Consider the following 25,572-nt stretch of genomic DNA (forward strand, 5'->3'; position numbering starts at 1 on the left):
GCTGAACGTTCAATGCTTCCTCAATCCTTCTTAGCAATCACGAGCACTTTGCCAAGGTCCAATTGTTTCTCGTAAAATCCCGCCTCGGCTTCGGTAAAGCCAAGCGATACGATTTTGGCACGCAGCTCATCCCCGCGGGACCGGAACAGATTCGCCAGGGCATCAAACACGCCTTCTTCCTTAATGCCTACATTATTGGCATCGGCTGCTTCCACAATCCGGCTCGTCTTGTCCGAATCATGGGCCAATACATAAATGTGATCCAGATCGTAACCGGACTGCCGTAGATTCTGAACCTCCTGAACCGCTTGCGTCCCGTTTTCCACGACTTTGGCATATGACTTCGTATTGGTGAATTCCATTGTGAAAACCTCCCCTAATAGTGTTAAACCTCAATTTAGGTTATAGTCCATTGGTTATTAACCGTAATTCTCAAGGTTGAAACAAATTTATTCACTATAATCGAAAAATAAATCGACGCCTTCAATTTCACCGGTATCCCGGTCAATGTATACCTTAAGCGCATGATGGTTCTCAAGGTATACATCTCCGTCCTCCGCCTTAAAATACGGCTTACCCAGGGATGACCGGACATGATCGGTTGACATGCCTATATGCTGGCCTTCAACCTGAAAGGACTCGGCAGAGGGCTTGACATGAACATATTCCGTGTAGCCGTTGCGGACTCCAACTTCCATATCTTTATAAAGAAGCTTAGTGGTTCCGCTCAGCCCGTCCTGCTCGATTCGTGCAGGCGTTCCCAGCTTGCGGACGATATCACGCTTGGTATCCGCAAGCGATATCCCGTTTAACGTCCCATAGCCCTCTGAAGAGTTGTCGCCGGTGTGTGCTTGTCCAACATCCGCAGCGGCATGAACTACAGGCGGTTGCCATATCTCGGCAGCAGGCTGCTGCGCTGCCGCAGCACCTCCACCTCCGGAGTAAACCATGAGCCCGACCATCAACAGTGCGACATTCCACATGCGACCTCCTCCTTTCATCATCTTGCCGTGTTATACCCTGGCTTGGCTTAAACCTGTTATCTGGCTTTTTGACGACGGAAACTGTTCCACAGGCCAACTGCCGTGTCCACGTAGGACAGCCAGTTCCGGCTGCGGAATTTTTCTTCCGCTTCCGTCTTCTGATAGACGGCTTCATACGACTGGAACGTGCGATCTTGTGCCGTCAAAGGCACTTCCATGCGGGCGGGCTGCTCTTTCTTCTGCTCTATCCGGGATTGCTTAAAGCGGCTAACCATGCCGGCGGATATTTGCTTCACCGCATAAGTGACTTCGCTTAAAGCTTCTCCCAGGTTTTTGACGGTATCCATAACCGGATCAATTTGTTTCATCTTATGCTGAACATCCACCGTAATATCGTTCGTATTTCGAATGGTCTGCTTCACTTCATAACTCAATTCGTCGACCGTCTTTTGTACTTCCTGAAGCGTTTGTGTTACCTTTTCGAGCGATTGCGTGGCCGCCTTCAATGTCTTGATCAAGAAGAATACGAGAACCGCAAATGCCACGGCAATAATGGCAACACTGATTTGAGTTAGCATACGTTGTCCCTCGCTTTCAAGTTATGTTTGGTTTCGGATACGCAATAGTTACCCTATCCCCCACCTCACGAAACAAAGGGTTCCTTGCCATCCATGCCACTGTTCTCCAGCTTGTTTCATCCCCTGCCGCCCCGGTTAAAGAACACTACGAAGGGCGCTGCGGCAACGCCGATGGCCCCTACCGATCTTCAAATTGGATAAGAGCTCCTTACTTGGAGCAGCATGCGATGACATGCCATATATCCAATAAAATCGATGAAGAAAGCAGGGTGAATATGATGTTAAAATGGTCCGTAATTTTTCTGGTGGTTGCACTGATTGCAGGGATCTTCGGCTTCTTCGGCATCGTTGAGGCTGCAGCCAGTATCGCGAAGGTTCTGTTCTTCGTCTTCGTTGTCCTGTTTGTGATCTCTCTCTTTACCGGACGCAGACGAAGTATGTGACGGCGTCACATGTTGTTAAAGCCCGTGCATTGAATATACACATAGGAATATGAAAAAGGGTGTCCCTCCGTTGTTAAACGGATGGGACACCCTTTTTATGGCGTGCTTGAATTCGAGGCGGCTTAAGCGTTCGTTGCTGCGGCCTCCCGGCTTCCGGCTGCCTTCGGCTCTTCCGCCGGCTTCGTCTTCTTGATGAAGAAAGCCAGAATCAAGGAAACCACGCTGATCCAGGTGGCAATAACAAAGGCATAGTTAATGCCATAAATCGTTGCTTCGTTGCCCAGCTTAAGCAGGTCGGCCTGATTCTTCGGATCGAACAGCCCCGACTGCATCAAGGCTTCTCCTCGACTCTCCGCCTGGGTGGACATGACGGTAACGAGAATCGCGGTTCCGATCGAGCCGGAAACCATGCGGAGTGTATTCGACATGGCCGTACCATGGGCGTTCAAGCTCCGCGGCAGCTGATTCAATCCCGCGGTCTGAATCGGCATCATGAGCATCGACATACCGAACATGCGGGCCGTATAGATAATCATGATCTGGCCGTAAGACATCGTTTCGGTCAGATTACTGAACTCCCACGTCGTAATGACCGTAATCGCCAGACCGATAACAGCCAGCCATCTTGCGCCAACCTTATCGAATATCGCGCCCGTGATGGGTGACATAATTCCCATCAGAATAGCGCCGGGAAGCATGAGCAGACCGGATTCCACCGGCGTGAACCCGCGAATCTGCTGCAGATAAATCGGCAGCAGGATCATCCCGGCATACATCGCCATCGTGACGATGACATTGATCAAGGTCGTTAACGTAAACATGTTGTACTTAAATATACGGAATTCCAGCATCGGATTGTCGGCCTTCATTTCCCGCCATACAAACAGGATGAGGGCAACCGTGCCGACAGCAAGGGTCGTCACAACCGGCGTGCTGGACCAGCCGTCGTTCCCGGCGTCGCTGAAACCGTAGAGCAAGCCGCCGAAGCCGAGCGTCGACAAAATGATAGCGATCATGTCCAGCTTGGGCCGGCTGACCTCGGTCACGTTTTTAAGGAAGAAGACCCCGATTAACGTAGCGATAACAGAGAAAGGCAGGATCATGTAGAACAGCACCCGCCAATCGTAATGCTCCACGATATATCCGGAAAGCGTAGGACCGATCGCAGGAGCAAAAATCATGGCGATCCCCATCATCCCCATGGCTTTACCGCGGTTCTCGATAGGGAAAATGTTCAGAAATACGACGGTCATAAGCGGCATGAGAATTCCTGCACCCGCTGCCTGGACGAGGCGTCCGGTTAGAAGGAATGCGAAGTTAGGGCTGATGGCACACAGCAAGGTGCCGATCGTAAACAGCGTCATGGCGCTGATGAACAGCTGCCTGGTCGAGAATCGCGCGATCAGGTAGGCGGTAACCGGAATCAGCACCCCGTTCACCAGCATAAAGCCTGTGGTCAGCCACTGGGCTACCGTCGGTTTGATGCTTAAATTTTCCATGATGCTCGGCAAAGCAACATTCATCAAAGTCTGGTTAAGAATGGCGACAAAAGCGCCAATCATTAATGCGGCAATGATGGGGCCTTTCTTGACAGGCTCGCCGGGGCGAGCAGCAGTATGGGTATTCATCGGAAGCTTTCACTCTCTTTCTAAGTAAGTTCGTTCATATCAATAGCATGTTTGTTCTATGTGGACAGCTGACCTTGGATATACTCAACATTCGTCAAAATTTTGCGGTACAGGGAACTCAACTGCTTAACCTCTTCATCTGTTAGAAAACCATATAACAAATCGCTCAGTTCGGCGCGTTTATTGGCCAACTGCTCGATCAGCTCCCGCCCGAGCGGCGTAATCTCCAGATGAATGACCCTGCGGTCGGTTGTATCCCTTACGCGTCGCGCGAATCCGCCTTCGATCAATTTATCGGATATGCCCGTGACCGCACCGCACGTCACATGAATGGAATCCGCCAAGTCAGACAATCTCAAAGCACCCTGTTCGTGGAGCTTCTCCAAGGCGGTGTACTGAGTTCTCCCCAGCTTAGGGAACCCCTCCTTCTGCCATTCATTCTGCACAGTCCGAAGCATCTTCTTAAATAGCATCTCCAACTCCAGAATTTCATTCCGCATGGACATGTATTTTTTACACTCCTTTAATGGTCCAGCACTCCTTCAATAGAGACACCCTCTCCTTCGCCTCTAAATACTTTAGTACTAAAACATTTATTTCTAAACATTTACTGATTATAGTAGGGTATCATTTCAGTGTCAATGTTTACATATATATTTTTTTCATAATTATTTTCTGAAAATAATGCTGTCTCATGAAAGAAAATGCAAAAAGACCCAGACATCATTTCCTTGTCTGAGTCTTTAGCCGATTCTTTTGTTTTACTTAAACAACGAAGGAATCGACATCCAATCCATCGTAAAGTTCAATTCCAGGCCATCGGACAGAAACTTAACATTCTTCACGGTTACCAAATCCGGCAAATAGTCCTTCAGCGAAATTTGAATGGGGTCAAGCCGGAACACATTCAGCGGAATCTCAACGCCACGAATCGTTGTCGATTCATGCGTCAGGTGAAGATAGCTTCCCTCGGCTGACATCTGGAAGCGCAGGACGGCTCCAAACGGCAATACGCCCCATTTTCCGTTCATGCGGGCTGTCATGGTGGTACCGTTCATTACGAAATCGGCACCGGTTATATCGACGCCAAGGTTATGCGTGCTCATATATTTCACCATGTTCTTCTTGCTGAGTTCCCCGACTTCCTCCGTGCTTAGTTTCATGCGGGTATCCCGGTTCGACACCATGGTCATCAATTTGTCCTTGAAATCAACGGATCGATAGCGCATGTCCAGGGATTGCGTAGGATAAACAAACCAGACTGCCGCACCGATGATCACAAGCAACAAGACAAGTATTCCCAATAGGAATCGCCCGGTTCGTTTCTTTCGGCGTACCATCCAAAGATCCCTCCTCCCTAAGGATTTCCCTGCTGGAGCAGGGCTTTTCCCATCCCCAAAGTATATAGGAATCCTGGAAACTTGTCACGATTTGAGAATTGTACCCAACTTTCTTGGTTCAAAACATCCAAATGGTGGTTATTACGATATTGTCAAATACTACTTCGGTCCCAAGGAGGAATCATTCCATGAAAAAAACGCTAAGCATTACTGCAGCCCTAGCACTCACCCTGTCCCTAACCGCCGTAGCAAGCGCGGATCCGATTAACGGTACGGTATCCAACACTTCAGGACCGGCTCCGATCTCGGTGGAAGACCCGATCATCAAACCTGAAGAAGTCGTGATCGTACCGACGCCGATGATTGAGCTTACAAGCAAAACTTACTTCTACAACGCTCCAAACGGCGAAAAGCTTGGTGCCTTGGCTCCGCAAAAGCTCGACACCACCGGCAATCGTTACGATGTCATGCTTGGCGGGGAATGGGTTGAAGTATATACATGGCTCGGTAAAGCTTGGATTTATGTAGAGTAATCGTGTATGGCTATCGGGCTTCATGATCCTTCATGCACCCCGGCATGTTAAATGGCAGGTCAAGAGAATCTTGGCCTGCCATTTGTATACCTGCACATTCGGTATCCCTTAGGAGGATCCCTTAGGCTCCACATGAATATGGACGCTCATAATATTATGAATCTTCTCCATCTGCTCTTCGATTCGGTCACTGATCTGATGCCCCTCCAAAACGCTGATATCCGGGTCTACCTCGATGACGACATCCACCAATACATGATTGCCGTGGATTCGGGCTTTCATATCCTTGATTCCCTCGACACCGGGCGTACGGGCAATCGTGCTGCGCAAATCCGACAAACGGTTTTCATCAAAGCCGTCCGTGAGGCTATAGGTACAATCCCTGAATATTTCCCAAGCCGTTTTGCAAATAATGACGCCAACCGCTACGGCCGCCACGGTATCCAGCCAGGGCAGGCCGAATTGTGCGCCGATGATGCCGACAGCGGCCCCAACGCTGACGAGCGCATCGGACAAGTTATCCTTGGCCGCTGCCATCAGCGCCTGGTTATCGATGCGCCGCGCAAGGTTCCGATTGTAACGATATACGCCCAGCATCGCAACGGCACAGATGCCGGCTACGCCGGCAGACCATAAATTCGGCACTTCCTTGGAGCCTTCAAAAAAAGAACGGACGGCTTCAACCAGCACTTGGATGCCCACGACCGCCATGATGAAGGAGGCCACCAGCGCCGCGATCGTCTCCGCCCTCAAGTGTCCGTACGCATGATCGGAATCCGGCGGCTTCTGGGAAATCCGCAGCCCGATCAATACGGCGAGCGATGCCACGATATCCGTCAGGTTGTTGAAACCGTCGGCGAGCAAAGCACTGGATGCAAACAAGTATCCGCAGAATATTTTAAACGATGACAATACGAGGTAGGCCGCAATGCTGATCCAGGCCCCTCGCTCCCCTTGTTTGATGTTATCATAGGCATTCACTATACGCGTCTCTCCTTTGCTTGCTCCGTGCAGACTTCAAGCGATATCCATCATTATCCATATTTAATCCTAGCAAAGGTCTTTCGTGTGGGTCTAGAGAAACATAATTGCTTCGATCAAAGAACCATGGACGTAGAAAATGGTATTAATCATTGTTACCCTTGCCGGACGATTTAAAAACGAATAAAATGAGGACAAGCGAACACGAAGAGGAGGGTGATTTCTATGCCCGAGAATAATGAGCCACGCAAAGTGAATTTGGCTGATGCGATCAAGCAAAAGCTGGAACAAAAGAAACAGCAAAATACATCCGCGAACAAGCCGGGACAATTCCAAGCCGGTTCAGCGCAAAAAATGAAAAGCCAAAACAACAAAAAACCAAACAACCAGCGTCGTCGTACCGGCGGTTCGTAAAGAGCCGATCCGTAACGCACGCCAAAAAATGCTGCACCTCCCATACCTGGGAGGTGCAGCATTTTTAATGAACAAAAGGCGGGATGACAGCTTGTTGCCATCATCCCGCCGCTTAATTTCTTTAAACTTCAACCGGGTACATGCTTTCGCGAAGCCCCTTGATCTCTTCACTCTCCAGATACTCGTCATAACTCATGCTGCGGTCGATGATGCCGTTAGGCGTAATCTCGATAATCCGGTTGGCAATCGTCTGAATGAACTGATGGTCATGCGAGGTGAACAGAATCGTTCCGTCGAAATCGATCAAGCCGTTGTTGAGTGCCGTGATGGACTCCAGATCCAAGTGGTTCGTCGGCTCATCGAAGATCAGCACGTTCGCGCCGTTCAGCATCATTTTGGCCAGCATGCAGCGAACCTTCTCGCCTCCGGACAATACGCTCGCTTTCTTCAGCGCTTCCTCGCCCGAGAACAGCATGCGGCCAAGGAATCCGCGCAGGAACGTTTCGTCCTGATCCTTGGAATATTGGCGCAGCCATTCCACGAGGTTGATATCAACACCGTCAAAATAGGCAGAGTTGTCTTTTGGGAAATACGCCTGGGTTGTTGTTACCCCCCAGCTGTATTCACCGGCATCCGCCTCGGTTTCACCGGTTATGATCTGGAACAGCGTCGTTTTCGGCATCCCGTTCGGTCCAACAAATGCGATTTTGTCGCCTTTGTTTACAACAAAGCTGACATTATCCAGCACTTTTTCCCCATCCATCGACTTGGTGATGCCATCAATCGTAAGCAGCTGCTTGCCCGCCTCGCGTTCAGGTTTGAAATGAAGAAACGGATATTTACGGTTCGAAGGACGAAGATCCTCCAACGTGATTTTGTCGAGCTGTTTCTTACGGGAAGTCGCCTGCTTCGATTTGGAAGCATTCGCCGAGAAGCGTTGAATAAATGCCTGCAATTCCTTGATCTTCTCTTCCTTCTTCTTGTTGGCATCCCGCTGAAGTTCAAGCGCCAGCTTGCTGGATTCATACCAGAAGTCGTAGTTGCCGACATACAGCTGAATTTTACCGAAATCGATATCCGCAATATGCGTACACACCTTGTTCAGGAAGTGACGGTCATGGGATACCACGATAACGGTGCCTTCATAATCCATCAGGAAGTTCTCGAGCCACTGAATCGATTCCAGGTCCAAGTGGTTGGTAGGCTCATCGAGCAGAAGGTTATGCGGACGGCCAAACAACGCCTGCGCCAAGAGAACGCGCACCTTCTCGTTACCGCTCAGCTCAGACATCTTCTTATCGTGCAGCTCACGTGGAATGCCGAGACCGATCAGGAGCGCCGCCGCATCCGGCTCTGCATCCCATCCGTTCAGCTCTGCAAATTCGCCTTCCAGCTCACCCGCACGCATGCCGTCTTCTTCGGAGAAATCGGATTTCGCATACAGCTCATCCTTCTCTTTCATGATGTTGTACAGCCGGGCATGACCCATTATAACCGTCTCCAGGACGGGATACTGATCGTATTCATAGTGGTTCTGCTTCAGAACCGCCATCCGCTCATTCGGTGTCATATGAACTTCGCCTTGGTTCGGTTCAATCTCACCGGAGAGGATTTTCAGAAATGTAGACTTACCCGCCCCGTTGGCGCCGATGAGGCCGTAGCAGTTGCCCGGGGTGAATTTTATATTGACATCTTCAAATAGTGCTCGTTTGCCATAGCGGAGCGTTACGCCGCTTGTACTGATCATTAAGCATTACCATCCTTTATCACTATTGGTTTCAGCACATTATAGCATAAGTACGACGGTTATCGAAGCTTCTGGACGATATAAAACGGTTTTAAACAAATATAACCTCCTGCATGGGCCATTTCATGCTGACCAGCCACAGGAGGCCGACGATCAAAGATTACCTTTCTCCAAGTTTCATAGAACCGAGGCGTTTCTATTAATTTAGAAGAAACCAGTCGGACCGGATCCGCTGTCTTACCATAGACTTCACCGGGAATCGATTGACGATCTCGTGCGGTTGGCTAAGAAAAGCGCTGCTGCCGCAAGAGCGGTCGGTATTTTGCCCAAAACGATGACGATTAGAAGCAACTAATAAATGGGCCCGAAAGGTTATACGACCTTTCGGGCCTTTTTAGGCAGTCTGTAGTGTGTATGCCGATCGGAATCGCTTCTTGGGTTTCCGTTACGAAGTCACGCTTCTTCGTTCCGGCTGAACCTTGAAGGTTTCCCCGTACTTCAAGACGCGAATCCGCTCCTTGGCAATCCCGAGCCGCTTTCGTTCCGCTTCCATCCGGTCCAGCGCTTCCCTGGCCGTATCATCGGCCAGCTTGAAGGTCCCGTAATGCATCGGAATCATCGTCTCCGCCTTCACGTCCTGAAACGCCTGCAGCGCCTCTTCCGGATTGACGTGCTGAGACGTCATGAACCACTCCGGCTCGTATGCCCCGATCGGCATTAAAGCGAGGTGAATGTTGAACCGTTCGCCGATCAGCTTAAAACCCTCGAAATAACCGCTGTCTCCGGCAAAATACAAATTCGGCGGAAGCAGTCGGGTGCCGTCCTCTGCGACGGGTTCGTTAATGCATGGCGATTCATCGGAAGAACTCGAATCCGTCTTTCCATCCTGCAGCACGGGCTCCATCACGAATCCTCCCCAATGGGACGTATTCGTATCAAACGGTGTGCGCCGCGTCCAATGCTGTGTCGGCACGAAGGAGAATTTCACGCCTTTTATGGCGACCGATTCCCACCACTGCAGTTCGATCACGCGGCGAAAGCCTTTATTGATCATTTTCCGACGCAGACCAACCGGTACAATGATGGTGGTATCGGCACGGTACAGCTTACGGATCGAGGAAACATGCATATGGTCATAGTGGGAATGCGATATCAAAATGACATCGATCGGGGGGATCTCATGAATGGGAAGTCCAGGTTCCCCAAGGCGCTTATTAAACCCCATTCTCCGCGCCCATACGGGATCAGTCACAATATTCATGCCTTCGTATTGAATGAAGAACGTGGCGTGCCCGATCCAGGTAACGGAGGTTTCGTGCCGGTTGCTATGCAAATACTGAAGATCCGGCGTCAGGTTCGGAATGCAGTAGGAATAATCCTTCTTCTTCTGACGACGTTCGTCGCGCCACTGCTTGAACTGTTTAAGCGTTTTGTCCGTGCTGACGTTATCGATATTGTTATAGCGAATTCTTGGCATGCAGCCTCCTCCTTCCATTACCCTGTATTTTACCCGTATTGAGCTATCCGCTCAACTTTGCGCTTTGTTGTTCTTTTTACACCGAATGATTCTTGGCGAAACAGCCCGGATTTATTTTGTCCATCCCTCAATCCGAAGGGTCTTTATACTTGACGACGTAAATCGCCATAAAGGCTACGGCAGCCAGTACCGTGAGCAGCGGTGCTATGAAAATGCCGAAGTCCTCCACTTGCCTCACCCCTTCTTCGCGGATTTGCCGCGAATGTAGTTCGCATCGAACAGAAACAATCGCATCAGCAGGATCAGGGAAGGCACCAGCACGCAGAAGCCGAGAATAAACGCGGTAATCAAAGCGATGGCCATCGTATCGTTGGTGATGCTCTCATGAATGTGGATGTAATCATAGAGAATGTACGGCAGATGCGAGCGACCATATCCGTACCAGGCAAAAGCGAATTGAAGGATGACCATGATAAATGCGATGCCAAGGCGGGTGCGTTTCCACACGAGGTATACCGCGATCACGAAGCAGACGAACGACGCGATAAACATCCAGGCGATATCCAGCATTTGCCCAAAATGGACCGGATTCTGATGGTTGATCTGGAAAAACGCGAAAACCGAAGCCAGGATCGTCGGCCCGCTCCACCCCAGTGCATAACCCCGGACCACGCCGAACGCCGCCTCATCCCCGGCACGCTGCGCGTAATAGGACAGGAACATCGCCGAGATGTACAGAACGCTGACAAGGGCAAGCAGAATGACCGACCACGTGTACGGATTCGTGAAGAACGTGTACCAGTGAAGCTCCACCTTCCCGCCGTCCATATAGATGATGCCGCCTTCGGAGATGGCCAATATCGTCGACAAGGCGGCAGGAATGAGCAGCCCCGTCGCTCCGTATAGTCCCATGTATACGATATTGTTGCCCGTCTGGCTGCCATACGTATGATAGGCGTAGTAAGCGCCTCGGATGGCGAGCAGCACTAGCGCCAAGCTGCCCGGGACAAGCAGCGCGGTACCATAATAATACGCGGCATCGGGAAAGAATCCGACGAGCCCGACCACAAAAAAGATCAGGAACACATTGGTCACTTCCCAAACGGGGGACAGATATCGCTGGATGATATTGTGGATCTTGTTCTCATGTCCGGTAAGCACGCTATAGAAGCTGAAGAATCCGGCACCGAAATCAATCGAGGCCACCAGCAAATAGCCGAACAGGAACGTCCATAGAACGGTTATGGCTACCATGGCATAGCTCACTTGCGGTCTCCTCCTTCGATTTCGAGTCCCAGCAGCCGGATTTCCTCTTCCGCGCTTTTATTCCGGAACAATTGGCTCAGCACGCGGATTGCGGATACGGACAAGACCAAATACAGTAGAATAAACAGCACCAGCATCCAGCCGACGCTCGATGAAGTGGTCGCCGCATCCGATACCTTCATATATCCCCGCACAATCCACGGCTGCCTTCCGATCTCGGCAAGGAACCAGCCCAGCCATATGGCTGACATCGATAAAGGCCCTAAAGCCAATATACTGAGCAGCAGCCACTTTGGGTAAGGCTTTTTGCCAGGAAGTTTCCTTCGGAACATATACAGGAGAGGAATCAGGACGATCACGGCGCCACTGGTCACCTTCAAATCAAAAAAATAATGCACGGACATCGGCGGTCTCTCGTTCTCTGGAAATTCATTCAGGCCGATGACCTCCGTACTGGGGCTGTTCCCTGCCAGTATGCTAAGCGCGTACGGAATCTTTAACGCATACTTGATTTCGTTATTCTCATCCAGAAAGCCGCCGTAAATGAGCGGGGCTTGTCTCATCGTTTCAAAATGCCACTCGGCTGCCGCCAGTTTCTCGGGCTGGAATTTGGCCAGGAATTTGCCGGAAAAGTCACCGATCATCACGGTGGCCACGGCAAAAACAAAGGTGGAAACGACGGTAAGCTTCAGCGCTTTCTTAAAATAGACGTGCCTGCTTCCCCGAAGTAAGCTGAAAGCCGCGATGCTGGCCAGCGCCGCTGCGCTTGTCGTAAACGCCGACGCCAGCACATGGCTCACCTTGGTCGGCGTCGCCGGATTGAACATGGCCACGAACGGATTCACGTTCGTAAATACCCCGTCCACCAGCTCAAAGCCCTGCGGCTGGTTCATAAATGCATTCATGCTCGTGATAAAGAATGCAGAAGCGGAGGAGCCGATCGCCACGGGAATTAGCAGCAGCAAGTGGGTCCATTTGTTTTTGAACCGATCCCACGTATAGAGATAAATGCCAAGAAAGATCGCCTCCACAAAAAAAGCGAAGGTTTCCATGAACAGCGGCAGCGCAATGGCTTTACCGGCTACGCGCATAAAGGTGGGCCACAGCAGGCTGAGCTGCAAGCCGATAGCGGTTCCTGTCACGACGCCAACAGCCACGGTAATCACATATCCCCGCGCCCAGCGCCTAGCGAGCAAGGTATAATGGTCGTCCCCCGTCCGAATCCCCCTCCATTCCGCCAGAGCCAGCATAATGGGAATCCCGACGCCGATGGTTGCCAGAACAATATGTACAAACAGGGTCAGTCCGGTCAGTATCCGGCTCATCAGTACTGGATCCAGTGATGACATCAGGTTCACTCCTCGGGTGTGTTATCCAAAATGATGCATGTAGCGCAAATATCCTTTCACGGCTCCGTACAGCATAATGGCCGCCACGATAAAACATAGAATCGCAAGCTTTTTCTCCTGCTTCCTGTACATCGACAGCCTAGCCTCCCTTATGTATTTCGGACTTCCTGCAAGGGGTGCCGCCCTTCGCCGTAATTCTTTGAAAAACATGAATGAATTCCATCCAACATTATCAGTTTTACAAACCCTTCCTCTTTTTATCCAAAGTCCGGTCAATTTGTTGGAATCCTGTGCATGATGTTTTTTCCGGCATGGAAAAGAGGTACAATAAGAGGATAAGGAGGCGATAAAAACCCATGAAAATTACATTCATTGAACCAACCCCGAGCCCGAACTCCATGATGCTTCATCTTGACGAAACCCTGGAGTCCGGAATTCGCAGAACATATACACTAGACAACGAACGGTCGGCTCCTCCCTGGATCAGACAGCTGCTCCATATCCCTGGCGTAAAGAGCGTGTTCCACACCCTCGATTTCATCGCGCTCGACCGTAAAGGCAACGCCGATTGGCCTTCCATTCTGGGAGCCGTTCAAGAAATATTCGGCCAGGAGGGACTCGCCGCCGGACTCAAGGAAGGCGCGGATGATATCGCATTTGGGGAAGCCCAGGTGTTCGTGCAATATTTCCGCAATATTCCGATGCAAATTCGTGTCAAAAGCGGGAATCAGGAAGAACGTATCGGTCTGTCGGAGCGCTTCTCCCAAGCCGTAGCCGCCGTAGGGACTTCGACGCTTATCAAGGAACGCAAACTCAAGGAGTACGGCGTACGCTACGGCCAGCTGGAAGACATCGCCCGTGACGTGGAGCAGGAGCTGGAAGCCGCATTCCCGCAGGAGCGCCTCGATAAGGTCATTGCCCAGGCGATTGCCCACGGTGCCAGCGACGAGGATTTCGTCGAGCAGCGCCGGAAGCTGACGGACGAGGAAACCGAGGCCGCGATGCAGGATGAGGACTGGCGCGTACGTTATGCCGCGCTGGATGCGCTGGAGCCGACGGAGAAACACATTCCGCTGCTTCGCAAAGCGCTTCGGGATCCGAAGATGCAGATCCGCCGGCTCGTCGTCGTGTACTTGGGCGACCTTCGGACGCCTGAAGCGATGGAGCTCCTGTATGAAGCCATGCGCGACGAAACGCCGGCCGTTCGCCGTACCGCTGGAGATACCTTGTCCGATATCGGCGATGCCGCCGCTACCCCGGTCATGGTCGAATCGCTCAAAGACAGCAGCAAGATCGTTCGCTGGCGTGCAGCCCGCTTCCTGTATGAAGTCGGTACGGAGGAAGCGCGTTCCGCCCTTGAAGAAGCCGCCAACGATCCGGAATTCGAAGTAAGCCTGCAGGCGCGAATGGCGCTGGAGCGCATCGAATCCGGCGAAGAAGCTGCCGGAACCGTCTGGCAGCAAATGGCTAAACGGAATCAATCGTAATCGCTCGGCGGAAACCGCCTTGAACCGTAAAAATTAACCATTGCTTCTGACATGGAATGTGATTTATACTTAGGACTCTCTTGTTAGAAATTGAATATACAGATAGCCTCATCATTCCAAGATGAGGTAGAGGTTGCAGACATGATCAGTAGTTGTGCCGAGGCAAAGAGAAGCCGGTGAAGCACAGTGAAAGGCATGAATGCCGAAGTGCAGGGTATCCTCTTGTATCCTGTGCTGGGGCCGTTGTCGAAAGAGACGGAACTGTCACGGGGATTTCCCCGTGTTGTGCTATCTTCATGGAGGGTATGATGCGGATACGATCAAGACCGCAGGTATAGGACCTGCGGTCTTTTTGTTCTAACAGGGTATATTTTAAATATCATTTCTTAATGTATAGAAGGAGTGTTCGACCTTGAATCGCAAAAAAGCACCGGCTGCTTCGCTTAAGCAGAGCTTTAAAGCCCGTCATATGACGATGATCGCCCTTGGCGGATCAATCGGTACGGGCCTGTTCCTGGCAAGCGGAACGGCCATCGCCTCTGCCGGTCCGGGCGGAGCGCTTATCGCGTATGCCGCCGTAGGCCTCATGGTTTACTTTCTGATGACCAGCCTGGGCGAACTCGCTACGTATCTTCCGGATTCCGGCTCATTCAGCACCTACGCCTCCCGGTTTGTCAGTCCCGCCTTCGGATTTGCCGTCGGCTGGAACTTCTGGTACAACTGGGCCGTTACCATTGCCGCCGAACTCGCGGCGGCGACGGTTATAATCAAGTTCTGGTTCCCGGACAGCCCGTCATTTCTGTGGAGCCTTCTGTTCCTGGCGATTATGTTCGGCTTAAACATTCTATCCGCCAAAGGATACGGCGAATCGGAATATTGGTTTGCTATCATTAAAGTAGCGACTGTCATTGTTTTCCTTATCATCGGCGTCATGATGATTTTCGGCATTCTTGGCGGCGAAGCGGTCGGATTCAGCAACTTTAGCCTAGGCGACGGGCCGGTACACGGCGGATTCTTCGCGCTGGTCGGCGTGTTTATGGCTGCAGGCTTCTCCTTTCAGGGAACCGAGCTGATCGGGGTAGCCGCTGGCGAAAGCGAGAATCCGAGAAAACATGTGCCCAAAGCCATTCGTCAGGTTTTCTGGCGCATCCTGATCTTCTATATTTTCGCCATTTTTGTTATCGGTATGCTGATCCCATACACCCATCCGAGCTTGCTTCAATCCGGGGTCGACAATATCGGTGTCAGCCCATTCACCCTGGTGTTTGAGAAAGCCGGCCTTGCGTTTGCGGCTTCCGTAATGAATGCGGTCATTCTCAGCTCCGTGCTGTCGGCCGGCAACTCCGGGATGTATGCCTCGACCCGCGTCCTGTATGCCATGGCGAAGCAGGGCATGGCTCCGAAATGGCTGAGCCGCCTGAACAGCCGCGGCGTGCCGGTTGCAGCCCTGATCGTAACCTCCGCCGTGGGCATGCTGGCGTTCCTGGCCTCCTTCTTCGGCGATGGCGTCGTTTACGTGTGGCTTCTGAACGCCTCCGGGATGTGCGGATTCATTAACTGGCTGGCGATTGCGGTGAGTCATTACCGCTTCCGCAAAGCCTACGTTGCCCAAGGCAAGGACCTGAAGGATCTTCCGTTCCGTGCGCGCTGGTTCCCCTTCGGCCCCATCTTCGCTTTCCTGCTCTGTCTCGTGGCCATTATCGGTCAAGGCAATTTCAGCGGGGAGATCGACTGGTTAACGATCATTGCCACGTATGTCAGCATTCCGTTGTTTCTCTCCATCTGGTTCGGCTACCGCTTGATTAAGAAGAGCCGCATCGTGCCATTGGATGAGTGCGATTTGAGCACGGATGCCAAATCATAATAAAGACGAACATGCAAAAAAAACAGCTTCCTCCCGTTGTCGGGAGGAAGCTGTTTTTCATTTGCACGGACATCTACCATATGATCTGCACTCTAAGATCACCCGTGTTTTCAAAAGCATTGTGATAATACTTGATGGACCCCAGATTGTTCTTTAACTGCAGCTGCTGGAGCACGCTCACAAGCTCTCGCTCGCTCCCGTCAAACCGGAATACCAGCTTACGGCTGCCTTCCGCCTTCGCTGCCTTCACCAGCGGCTGAAGCTGAAGGTGGGAGCTGACGATGGCGCGGGCATCGTATAACTGATACTCCAGATCCTTCTTAATCGCTTCATATGATCCCGCTTTCGAACGATCCTTCGCGGCCAGCCCGGCCAGCGTGTTGCGGTAAAGCGTATTCGCCTTCGGATAGGATTTCACCCAGGTATGATCCCGGCCCATCTGCTCATCCGTTCGGAGGTAATACGTGTAGGATACCTCGTTGTCACGATCAGGAACGGGATCGTTCCACGTCGTGTCCAGGTGGTACCATTTGCCGTCCAAAAGGACCAAATTCCAGGCATGGAGCTGGCCCTCTGGATTGTCGGAGGCGTAAGCCGTACCCTCCACGATTTTGTTCTGAATCCCGGCTTCCTTCAGCAGCTTATGCGTTAATAGAGAATAACCCTGGCATACCGTGCTCCCCGTGTAAAGCCCGTCATAGGCCGTATATTTCGTAAGCGTCGTATCGTATTTCAAGTTGCGGACAACCCAATCATGGATGGCTTTCACCTTCTCATGATCATTCATGCCCGGCTTGATGATCTGCTTCAAAATGCGGTCGGTATGCTGGTTCACGTAGTTCGTCTGCTCCGCGGTCTCGCGATAGCTCAACCGGACGGTAACATTGGCGGAACTGGATGTTCCACGATAGTCGTAGCTATAGCTGGCGATGGTGTAATGGATATAAGGATCACTGGCCATCGCCTGATCAAGTGCGTCTTTTAGCTGCGATTTCAGCGATTTGGTCTCGCCCTGGTAAACAAAACGCACCGTCGATTGCCTGTCGCTCATCGCTGTCAGCAGTTTCTGCTGTATCGCATGGACCGACTTCACGACCGCTTTGTTGGAAGTGGCATAGACATCACTGAGATTAGCTGGTTCTGGTACTGCTGCAACGGTTACCGCCAAAGTCCCTATGAACAGTAATTTAACGATCGTTCCTCGGCTTCGTTTCATCGGTACACCCGCCCTTCATCTTCCTCATCCGTATGCACCATCATTGTAACACATAACATCAGGGCTTAAGGGTTCTAGTTTTGTCGACCGGGCACGAATATTAAATACTACCAATAGAATGAGGACAAGAAGGAATCGCTTCGTCCCGCTAGCTTCGACATACGGACCAGAACCTCAGCCGCTTCCGCGCGCGTCACTTCGCGATTAGGCAGGAACTTGCCATCCACCGCCGGAAGAAGTCCCAGCTTGAGCGCGATCAGGGCTGCGCCTTTGTTCGTCACGGCGTCGGCATCGGATATCCCCTGCACATCGGTTGGAAGAATAAAGGCTTTGGACAGCTTCTCGTAATTCAAAATCCGGGTCAGCGAGCTTGCCAGTTCATCCCTGGTCAGCTTACGGTCCAGCTGCAGCGGGCTGTCCGGGTCATACGGAATCCAGTTCTGCCCGATCAGCACTTGGATGGCCTGGTAATACGGATGGTCCGGCTGCAGGCCCGCGTACGGATCCATGGTGGATCTTCCGTACACCTGCTCGTAGGACGGGCTAACCGAAGCCGCTACCAGCTGATACCATTCTCCAAGGGTGATCTGACGATCCGGGTACACCTTGCCGTCCTTGTCCGGAACCAATACCCGATATTTCACCAGCTCCTTGAGAGCCGCTTCGGCTGAATGCCCCGCCGCGTCAGTCACTGGCGGAATATCCTTCCGGTTCATTTCCGGCATGATATCGCGCCATTCTCCGCTCTTGGCATCGAGCGGTACCTGCATGCCGCCTAAAGCCTGCTGTTTATGTGTCGGATAATAAATCAGCTTGATGAAAGGCTTGGTGATTTCATTATTGGCAGACAGGTAACCGCCGTAATAGCCGTATTTCAGCTTCAGGTCAATCTCCTTCAAATACTGCGCTCTTGCCTGCTCCTCGGTAATGGCCGGCTTTACGTCCGTTGGCAGCTTGGAGAGGACGCCTTCCGAATTCACGCTAAAGCCCTGGATTTGCCCGTTGGCCTCAATCGTGAGGTTCAGGGAATCGCCCATGACGCGAATATCGCCGACATAGCGCTGGAATGAAAATTGATAGTTGAGGGTTTTCGTGTCCTTACCCATTTTATCAACCGATGTCAGCTTCCATTCCTCGGAAGCATTGGGCACCAGCTTGCTTACCGTCTTGAAAGCAAGATCCTGCGCAGCCTGCTGCGAAATCGGGTTCTTCACTTCCGCAGTTTCGGTCCGGTCATAACGATATCGGTTGTACGAGTAGATCTGTCCGGTCTTGGCGTCCACCTCGGCGGATACCATCTCTCCTCCGCCCATGGCGGAGATCGCATGTTCGCCCCATCTGATGTTCCACGTCTTAACCTCTTTGTTGTTCCATCTTGTACCCAGACTCTTGGATTCTGTCTTCAAGCCTGACGGCAGCTTGATCTGCGACTCCACCCATCGGGCTGCCGCATCACCGCCGGCGAATGGACCCGCGATCGGCTTAAAGGTTTCTTCGGTTGCCGGAATCGTGCCGTCCTCAACGGAGACAAGCCCGCTCTCTTCCCCCGTGAAACTGATGAATTTGCCGGTATTGGCATCCATTGAATAACCTGACAGATCATTAGGTATGTAACCTAAAAAATATTCGCCTTTGGCATTGTTATATAAATTTTCCGGCACATAGGCCAAGGATACTTGGAATTGATCTTCAAACAATTTGCGGATCGAGGCCTCGTTCAATTTCGGCGTAGATGAAGGAAACTCCTCACTGACTTGATTGCGGGAATATTGAATCGTATTGCCCTGTCCATCCAGCGTGATCGTAATGCTGTTCACATCCGATTCAATTCCGTTCACCGAGGTCTGGAAATAAAAATCAAACCGGGGCGGACTGAACAAAGCAGCTTGCATACCGAGATACGCTTCATTCTCCTTAAGCTCGCTTGCCTTCACGTCCGACACGTGGGTGCTGATCCATTTCAGCGCCTTCTCCTTGGCTGCTTCCCGGGTTAACGCCGGTTTGTCGCTATCCTGCTTCAACAAAGAGTTAGGGAGATAGATATGAATAAGTTCACCCGTAACCGCATTGACCTGGGCATTGAAGCCGGAGCTTGAGTTCCCTTTGGTCAGCACCAATTGCAGATCCCATGCAAGCGCACTTGATCTCATGTCGTCATTCTCCAGGAACTGCACGTTCGACACCTTTACATTCTTGAGTTCAGGAAAAGCCTTCTTCACGATTTCTTCCGCCTGTTTGGACGAAATTTTTGCACCCTTCGGTATTTCGTTATCCGTAACGCTTTCGGAACCGGCTTGACCACTGCTGTCGACGGAAGTTACCGTTTCGGATACAGCGACTCCGCTGCCCGGAACAGAATTATCCCCCCATACCGGCTGCGCCAAACAAAGCATGGCCGTAGCCGTAACCGCACAAACGGTCTTTTTTACCCTTACTTTCTTCTTCCCCGATGAATTCACTTGATTCGCTCCCTTCCATTTCTTGAACCTAACCATGCATTACTTACACACGATGCTATCCTCAACAAGTGCCTGTACACGGCAGCAATGACATAACCAAGCTACCTAAATAATACCATAACTTGTCTATATATTCCTTATGTAGTAAGCTTCCAAAACATAACCTGCGTGGTTAAGGATGAACAAAGTGTAACTATTTCGCCGCTTCCACAAAAGCCGCTGCACGGCGCTGGATCTCGTCCGAATTCCCGGACGCAAGCGCATCCTTCGGAAGCAGCGCGCTCCCTAAACCCACCGCTGCCGCGCCTGCGTTAAAATAATCCGGAAGATTGCCCAGCGTAACTCCGCCCGTGGCAAGCAGCGGAATGTGATTCAGCGGGCCCTGAAGCTCCCGGATAAACGACAAGCCGAGGCTTGCCATAGGAAACAGCTTCACGATCTCCGCCCCGGCGGCGTACGCCGCAACGATCTCCGTTGGAGTCATAGCCCCGGGCCATACGTCGACTCCCTGCTCCAGGGCAAATTCGATGACGGAAAGATCCGTGTTCGGCGAGATCAGGAACTGGGCTCCCGCAGAGACCGCTTCCTTGGCCATCTCCACATCAAGGACGGTACCCGCGCCGACATACACGTCACCGTCATAGCGGGCGCGCCAATCCTGGATCATATGTAAAGCGCCCTTCGTATTCATCGTCACTTCCATAAACCGGATTCCGCCCCTGCTTAATCCTTCCCCCACGAAGCCCGCTTGTTCTTTTGTAATGCCGCGCACGATAGCAACGATTTTCTCGCGTTTCAGTTCGGCTGTCAGTTTCATTGACGTCCCCCCATCTCTTTTTTTACACTTTCCGCGCCATCCTTAATCGGATTGGCCGCAGATGTTACACAATGATCACAGGCCATCCAATAAAGGGAACCTGAAAATCGATATCCAAACCGGTTCTCATCGAATAGGGTCAACCCTCATTCCCCGGCGTAACCTGCTTATGACTTCAACCTGCTTCAAGTATATGCGGTCCGGAGCGTTCACGCAAAAAAAGCAGGCCGGGAGAATGTCTTCCCGACCTGCTCTTCAACATCTGTAGGTTATCCGCGGAATTCGGACAACTCCGCGCCAAGTTCACGCGTGGCTCCGTATACGCTTTGATAGAGTCCAAACAATTTGTCATAGGCCTGAACCGCTTGCGGGTTTGGAGAATACGAGCGTGCCGGACGCAAAAACGCCTTCGCGCAGCCCTGAAGGCTTGGGAACCAGCCGCAGCCGTAAGCTGCAAGCATCGCCGCGCCCATGGCCGGGCCTTGCTCGCTTTCCAGCTTCACGATTTCCGCGTTGAACACATCCGCCTGCATTTGCAGCCAGGTCTCGTTCTTGGCTCCGCCGCCAATGGAAATCACGCGGTCGATCTGCTTGCCCGATGCCCGGAGGATATCGATGGATTCGCGGAGAGAGAACGTGATCCCCTCGAGTACCGAACGCGCAAAGTGAGGCAGCTTATGCCCGGCGTCCATGCCAATGAAGCTGCCGCGGATGGTGGCGTCCGGATGGGGCGTGCGTTCGCCGACAATATACGGCGTGAACAGCAGCCCGCCGCTGCCTACCGGGATATTCCCGATATCGCTTAACAGCGCGTCAAAGGAAACATCCGGAGCAAAGGTATCCTTGAACCAGGTCAGGCTGTATCCCGCTGCGAGGGTTACCCCCATGATATAATAAGCGTCTTTCTCGCTATGGTTAAAGAAATGGACCTTTCCTTCAAAATCCACCTCATGGCGCTCCTCATAGGACAGCACCACGCCCGATGTACCAATGCTGCACATCGTTTGCCCTTCTTCGAGAATGCCGGCGCCGATAGCGCCGCAGGCGTTGTCCGCCCCGCCGGCAAATACCTTCGTCTCCGGCAGCAGAGCGGCTTGCTCGGCAATCTCGGGGAGCAGCGTGCCGCATTCGTCGAAGGATTCGACCAACGGCGGGCATAAGGTGTGCGGCAGCTGGAAAGCATCCAAAATGTCGGTGCTCCAGGATTTCCCGGCCACGTCCAGCAGCAGCGTGCCGGCTGCATCGGAGTAGTCCATCGCGTATTGTCCGGTCAAGCGGAAACGCACGTAATCCTTAGGCAGCAGGAACAGGGCAGCCCGTTCCAGCAGCTCCGGCTCAAACTCCTGAACCCAGAGAATCTTCGGCAGAGTGAAGCCTTCCAGCGCGCGATTGCGTGCAATGCCGAGCAGCTTCTCCTGCAATGTCTCCTCGATGCGGCGGCATTGCGCCGTTGTCCGGGTGTCGTTCCACAGGATCGCCGGCCGCAGCACGGCGCCCTCTCCGTCTACCAGGACCAAACCATGCATTTGGCCGGAGAAACTCAATCCCTCAACCTCGGATGGATTTATGTTGTTTCCTTTCATTAATTGTCGTAACGACAATACCGTTTTGTCCACCCAGTCCTCCGGCCGCTGTTCGCTGTAACCGGGCTTCGGCTGGCTCAGCGGGTATGACTCCGAATGCTCGGCAACCACCGTGCCGCTGCGGTCCACCAGCACGGTCTTCACGGCACTGGTCCCCAAATCAACTCCGATAACGTAACTCATCTATATCCTCCTTCGTCTCCTCATGAACCGAACATGAAAACATCGTTGGCATTCTCCCTGGGCGCATCGTCTAGTCCGGGGCATGCCGCCAATGACTGCCGACCATCGCTCGCGCCATCGTTTCCGGTTTGAAATAAGTACACCGGCATCCCTGGAGGGAGCCGGTGAAGGTTTTGGATTTCATGGAACAAGCTTAAACAGCCGAACCGTTATGAATTAATTCGCAAGAATGTACTGATTCAGAATCGCCTTCAGCATTTCTTGGCGTCCGGACTCGTTTTTGCGAGGGGACTCGTTGTTCAGCGCGTATTCCGCAAGGGAAGCCAGCGTAGCCTTACCGGATACGACGTCTGCGCCGATGCCTTCATTAAAGCTGCTGTAGCGCTTCGCGATGAAGTCCTCGAATACGCGGTCTTCGATCAGCTTCGCTGCCACTTTCAAGCCTTTTGCGTAAGTATCCATACCGGCGATGTGCGCATGGAACAGATCTTCCGGCTCGAAGGATGGACGGCGAACCTTCGCGTCGAAGTTCACGCCGCCGCGGCCGAGGCCGCCGTTCATCAGCACTTCGTACAGCGTCAATGTAGCGTCATAGATGTTAACCGGGAATTCGTCCGTATCCCATCCGATAAGCATATCGCCTTGGTTCGCGTCGAGGGAACCGAGCATGCCGTTGATTCGTGCTACGCGAAGCTCATGTTCGAAGGTATGACCGGCCAGCGTGGCGTGGTTTGCTTCGAGATTCAATTTAAAGTGCTTGTCGAGACCGTATTTCTGCAGGAATGCAATCGTAGTAGCCGCATCGAAGTCATATTGGTGCTTGGTCGGCTCCTTCGGTTTAGGCTCGATCAGGAACTGAGCGTCAAAGCCGATTTCCTTCGCGTAATCCACCGCCATATGGAACAGGCGCGCCAGATTATCCAGTTCAAGGCCCATATCCGTGTTCAGCAGGGTCTCGTAGCCTTCACGGCCTCCCCAGAACACGTAGTTCTCGGCGCCGAGGCGTTTGCCGACTTCGAGGCCCTTCTTGATTTGCGCTGCCGCATGAGCGTATACATCCGCGTTGCACGTTGTGCCCGCACCATGCATGAAACGAGGATTCGTGAACATGTTGGCCGTGTTCCACAGCAATTTTTTGCCGGTGGACTTCATATGGTCTTCAATCGAGTCCACAATCGTATCGATGTTGCTGTAGAACTCGCGCAGGCTGCTGCCTTCCGGCGCAATGTCCACGTCGTGGAAGCAGAAATACGGAAGGTTCATCTTCTCCATGAATTCAAAGCCTGCCTCAACGCGTGCTTTGGCAAGGTCCATGCCGGAGTAGTTGCCCCAAGGACGAACCGCCGTGTCGGCACCGAACGGATCGGAGCCGCCTGCAGTCAATGTATGCCAGTAAGCCATCGCGAAACGGAGATGCTCTTCCATCGTTTTGCCGGCTACGACTTCTGTCGGATTATAAAATTTAAAAGCATAAGGGTTGGTCGATTTGCTGCCTTCGTACTCGACTTTGCTAATGTTGTTAAAATAGGCCATGAATAAATCCTCCTATACCTTGTTAAGGTGTGGTTAACGCTTACAAGGTTATCCTATCACAGCTCCACCACTTTGTCTATTGGTTAAACAAAGTTATTCCTTTACAAGTTTTTCAAAACCGATTCCGCCTGCCGTTGTGACGGTTTCGCTCTGCGGCAAAGGACATGTTCCACGTCTAATCCAGGGTACACCCTTCCTCCACATTCGGATGAAGACATCGCCCACCGGACCCGGCTCATTAAAGATTCCGTGACTTAAGCTGCGTTACGGGCTGTTGCATTTTCCCGGCTTTGCCCCTAGACTATGAGCATATCAAGTCTCACAAGCCTAACTGGATTAGGAAAGCAAGACTAAAAGGATGAATACACATGACGAATATTACCGGTGACCAGGCTCTGGTCAAAAAAATAAACACTTCCATCATTCTCGATACGATACGTCAACACGCGCCGGTCTCCCGGGCGAAGGTGTCCAAGCTGACAGGCCTGAACAAGGCTACCGTCTCCAATCTTGTGCAGGAGCTGTGCAGCAACCACCTGGTCCAGGAAATCGGGCCCGGCGAATCCAGCGGCGGCAGGAAGCCGCAGCTGCTGCTGTTTAACGGACAAGCCGGGTATGCCATCGGCGTCGAGCTGCGCGTGAAGCAGATAACCGCCGTGCTTACCGATCTGGAAGGACGGATCCTTGCCGAAGAGGACACGGCGCTTGAAGCGCACGGCGTTGAATCGGTGACGAGGCTGATGGTGGGCATGATCCACGGCCTGATGCGTCAGGCCCCTCCCTCCCCGTACGGCATCATCGGGATCGGCGTGGGCGTCCCGGGAATGGTCGACGGCGACGGCACCGTCCTCTTCGCCCCCAACCTGGGGTGGGACATGGTTCCGCTGCAGGAGCAGCTCGAGCTCGAGCTCGGACTCCCCGTCACCATCGACAATGAAGCGAACGCGGGTGCCCAGGGCGAGCTCCGCTTCGGAGCCGGCCGGGACGCCCGCCATCTCCTCTATATCAGTGCCGGCAGCGGTATCGGCTCCGGCATCATCATCAATGGCGAGCTCTATAAGGGAGCCCGCGGATATGCCGGCGAAAGCGGCCATATGTCCATCGAAGCCGAGGGACGGGAATGCAGCTGCGGCAACCGCGGCTGCTGGGAGCTGTACGCCTCGGAGAAATCCTACGACGGCAAAGATGCCGTTCTTCCGTCCAGGCGGACATCCGAGCTTGTGCATCATGCCGAGCTCGGCCATAAGGATACGATCCGGCATTTCGAGGAGCTTGGACGCTATCTCGGCATTGGCATAACCAATCTTGTCAACGGATTCAATCCGCAATCGGTCATCATTGGCGGTCCGCTGTCCGACGCCCGGGCTTGGATCGAAGAAACGCTCCAGCAGGTCGTTGCCCAGCGCACGCTACCTTACCACCGCGAGCGGATGGAGATCCGGTTTGCGGAGCTGGGCAGCCGTTCTACCATGATCGGTGCGGCCTACTCTGCCATTTCGCAATTTCTTGGCCCGGTACGGGTTTCCATGCCGATTCATTAAAATTGACGATATTTTGTCGTAATTAGCGACCAGCATCTTAAGGAAAATCCAGCGATTTTCCGCTATAATTAATCTCATCCTGTAATTTAAATCACGATTCTCTTCGTGAGAAACGTGCGATCGTTATACTAAAGGGAGAGGAAACGCTCA

23 protein-coding genes and 1 riboswitch are annotated in these 25,572 nt (G+C 52.4%); of the genes, 6 read left to right on the forward strand and 17 right to left on the reverse strand.

The genetic code is table 11. The annotated features are described in order from the left end of the window. Window positions 1-20 precede the first annotated feature (20 nt). From GYMC10_RS27520 to GYMC10_RS27530, 3 genes are all read right to left on the reverse strand, one after another. Window positions 21-362, reverse strand: a complete 342-nt coding sequence (locus GYMC10_RS27520) for a general stress protein (protein ID WP_009594092.1) — start codon at window positions 360-362, stop codon at window positions 21-23. 87 nt (window positions 363-449) lie between these two features. Then, window positions 450-983: a hypothetical protein gene (locus GYMC10_RS27525; protein WP_015737483.1), complete on the reverse strand. Its 534-nt coding sequence runs from the start codon at window positions 981-983 to the stop codon at window positions 450-452. Window positions 984-1,039: 56 nt separating this feature from the next. After that, complete coding sequence (locus GYMC10_RS27530) at window positions 1,040-1,561, reverse strand: DUF948 domain-containing protein (protein ID WP_015737484.1); 522 nt, start codon at window positions 1,559-1,561, stop codon at window positions 1,040-1,042. A 278-nt stretch (window positions 1,562-1,839) separates the two neighbouring features. Here GYMC10_RS27530 and GYMC10_RS27535 point away from each other — a divergent pair, with 278 nt between their 5' ends. After that, entirely contained in the window at window positions 1,840-2,004 is a 165-nt protein-coding gene (locus GYMC10_RS27535) for a DUF1328 domain-containing protein (protein ID WP_036663891.1), read from the forward strand. A 122-nt stretch (window positions 2,005-2,126) separates the two neighbouring features. On the opposite strand, the gene GYMC10_RS27540 is transcribed toward GYMC10_RS27535, so the two are convergent. The 3 genes from GYMC10_RS27540 to GYMC10_RS27550 all read right to left on the reverse strand — a co-directional run bounded on the left by GYMC10_RS27540 (window position 2,127) and on the right by GYMC10_RS27550 (window position 4,972). After that, window positions 2,127-3,632, reverse strand: a complete 1,506-nt coding sequence (locus tag GYMC10_RS27540) for a DHA2 family efflux MFS transporter permease subunit (RefSeq protein ID WP_015737485.1) — start codon at window positions 3,630-3,632, stop codon at window positions 2,127-2,129. Window positions 3,633-3,688: 56 nt separating this feature from the next. Then, complete coding sequence (locus GYMC10_RS27545) at window positions 3,689-4,138, reverse strand: MarR family transcriptional regulator (protein WP_015737486.1); 450 nt, start codon at window positions 4,136-4,138, stop codon at window positions 3,689-3,691. Between the two features lie 255 nt (window positions 4,139-4,393). After that, a complete protein-coding gene (locus tag GYMC10_RS27550) occupies window positions 4,394-4,972 on the reverse strand; it encodes a hypothetical protein (protein WP_015737487.1) in 579 nt (192 codons plus the stop codon). A gap of 188 nt (window positions 4,973-5,160) precedes the next feature. On the opposite strand from GYMC10_RS27550, the gene GYMC10_RS27555 reads away from it, so the two are divergent. Next, entirely contained in the window at window positions 5,161-5,505 is a 345-nt protein-coding gene (locus tag GYMC10_RS27555; protein WP_009594133.1) for a hypothetical protein, read from the forward strand. A 108-nt stretch (window positions 5,506-5,613) separates the two neighbouring features. Here GYMC10_RS27555 and GYMC10_RS27560 read toward each other — a convergent pair whose 3' ends face one another. Then, window positions 5,614-6,489: a cation diffusion facilitator family transporter gene (locus GYMC10_RS27560; RefSeq protein WP_036663860.1), complete on the reverse strand. Its 876-nt coding sequence runs from the start codon at window positions 6,487-6,489 to the stop codon at window positions 5,614-5,616. A gap of 222 nt (window positions 6,490-6,711) precedes the next feature. On the opposite strand from GYMC10_RS27560, the gene GYMC10_RS27565 reads away from it, so the two are divergent. Then, window positions 6,712-6,900: a hypothetical protein gene (locus GYMC10_RS27565; protein WP_009594046.1), complete on the forward strand. Its 189-nt coding sequence runs from the start codon at window positions 6,712-6,714 to the stop codon at window positions 6,898-6,900. A 121-nt stretch (window positions 6,901-7,021) separates the two neighbouring features. Here the strand turns inward: GYMC10_RS27565 and GYMC10_RS27570 are convergent, their stop codons facing one another. The 5 genes from GYMC10_RS27570 to GYMC10_RS27585 all read right to left on the reverse strand — a co-directional run bounded on the left by GYMC10_RS27570 (window position 7,022) and on the right by GYMC10_RS27585 (window position 12,739). After that, window positions 7,022-8,647: an ABC-F family ATP-binding cassette domain-containing protein gene (locus tag GYMC10_RS27570; protein ID WP_015737489.1), complete on the reverse strand. Its 1,626-nt coding sequence runs from the start codon at window positions 8,645-8,647 to the stop codon at window positions 7,022-7,024. A 445-nt stretch (window positions 8,648-9,092) separates the two neighbouring features. Next, window positions 9,093-10,124 carry an MBL fold metallo-hydrolase gene (locus GYMC10_RS27575; protein ID WP_015737490.1) on the reverse strand — a complete coding sequence of 344 codons (1,032 nt, stop codon included), beginning with the start codon at window positions 10,122-10,124 and terminating at the stop codon, window positions 9,093-9,095. 127 nt (window positions 10,125-10,251) lie between these two features. Continuing rightward, on the reverse strand, window positions 10,252-10,353 hold the full coding sequence (cydS, locus tag GYMC10_RS33370) for a cytochrome bd oxidase small subunit CydS (RefSeq protein ID WP_015737491.1): 102 nt from the start codon (window positions 10,351-10,353) through the stop codon (window positions 10,252-10,254). A 5-nt stretch (window positions 10,354-10,358) separates the two neighbouring features. Further along, entirely contained in the window at window positions 10,359-11,390 is a 1,032-nt protein-coding gene (locus GYMC10_RS27580) for a cytochrome d ubiquinol oxidase subunit II (RefSeq protein WP_015737492.1), read from the reverse strand. Beyond that, on the reverse strand, window positions 11,387-12,739 hold the full coding sequence (locus GYMC10_RS27585) for a cytochrome ubiquinol oxidase subunit I (protein ID WP_015737493.1): 1,353 nt from the start codon (window positions 12,737-12,739) through the stop codon (window positions 11,387-11,389). The genes GYMC10_RS27580 and GYMC10_RS27585 overlap by 4 nt, the downstream gene beginning before the upstream one ends. A gap of 356 nt (window positions 12,740-13,095) precedes the next feature. Between GYMC10_RS27585 and GYMC10_RS27590 the strand changes: the two genes are divergently transcribed. Beyond that, window positions 13,096-14,226 carry a virulence factor gene (locus tag GYMC10_RS27590; RefSeq protein ID WP_015737495.1) on the forward strand — a complete coding sequence of 377 codons (1,131 nt, stop codon included), beginning with the start codon at window positions 13,096-13,098 and terminating at the stop codon, window positions 14,224-14,226. A 119-nt stretch (window positions 14,227-14,345) separates the two neighbouring features. Beyond that, window positions 14,346-14,525: riboswitch (Lysine riboswitch) on the forward strand. 113 nt (window positions 14,526-14,638) lie between these two features. Beyond that, window positions 14,639-16,090, forward strand: coding sequence for an amino acid permease (locus GYMC10_RS27595; RefSeq protein WP_015737496.1), 1,452 nt, complete (start codon window positions 14,639-14,641; stop codon window positions 16,088-16,090). A gap of 73 nt (window positions 16,091-16,163) precedes the next feature. Here GYMC10_RS27595 and GYMC10_RS27600 read toward each other — a convergent pair whose 3' ends face one another. From GYMC10_RS27600 to xylA, 5 genes are all read right to left on the reverse strand, one after another. Next, complete coding sequence (locus GYMC10_RS27600) at window positions 16,164-17,306, reverse strand: transglutaminase domain-containing protein (RefSeq protein WP_015737497.1); 1,143 nt, start codon at window positions 17,304-17,306, stop codon at window positions 16,164-16,166. A gap of 107 nt (window positions 17,307-17,413) precedes the next feature. Beyond that, the gene (locus GYMC10_RS27605) at window positions 17,414-19,765 is read right to left on the reverse strand and encodes a YcdB/YcdC domain-containing protein (RefSeq protein ID WP_015737498.1); all 2,352 of its coding nucleotides are present in this window, start codon (window positions 19,763-19,765) and stop codon (window positions 17,414-17,416) included. A gap of 193 nt (window positions 19,766-19,958) precedes the next feature. Further along, window positions 19,959-20,582 (reverse strand): bifunctional 4-hydroxy-2-oxoglutarate aldolase/2-dehydro-3-deoxy-phosphogluconate aldolase, encoded by a 624-nt coding sequence (locus GYMC10_RS27610; RefSeq protein WP_015737499.1) that lies wholly within the window; start codon window positions 20,580-20,582, stop codon window positions 19,959-19,961. Between the two features lie 269 nt (window positions 20,583-20,851). Next, window positions 20,852-22,348: a xylulokinase gene (gene xylB / locus GYMC10_RS27615; protein ID WP_015737500.1), complete on the reverse strand. Its 1,497-nt coding sequence runs from the start codon at window positions 22,346-22,348 to the stop codon at window positions 20,852-20,854. A gap of 216 nt (window positions 22,349-22,564) precedes the next feature. Then, window positions 22,565-23,881, reverse strand: coding sequence for a xylose isomerase (gene xylA, locus GYMC10_RS27620; protein WP_015737501.1), 1,317 nt, complete (start codon window positions 23,879-23,881; stop codon window positions 22,565-22,567). Between the two features lie 368 nt (window positions 23,882-24,249). Between xylA and GYMC10_RS27625 the strand changes: the two genes are divergently transcribed. After that, entirely contained in the window at window positions 24,250-25,422 is a 1,173-nt protein-coding gene (locus GYMC10_RS27625; protein ID WP_015737502.1) for an ROK family protein, read from the forward strand. Window positions 25,423-25,572 lie beyond the last annotated feature (150 nt).

This window comes from Paenibacillus sp. Y412MC10, assembly GCF_000024685.1.
GTDB classification, from domain to species: domain Bacteria; phylum Bacillota; class Bacilli; order Paenibacillales; family Paenibacillaceae; genus Paenibacillus_AQ; species Paenibacillus_AQ lautus_A.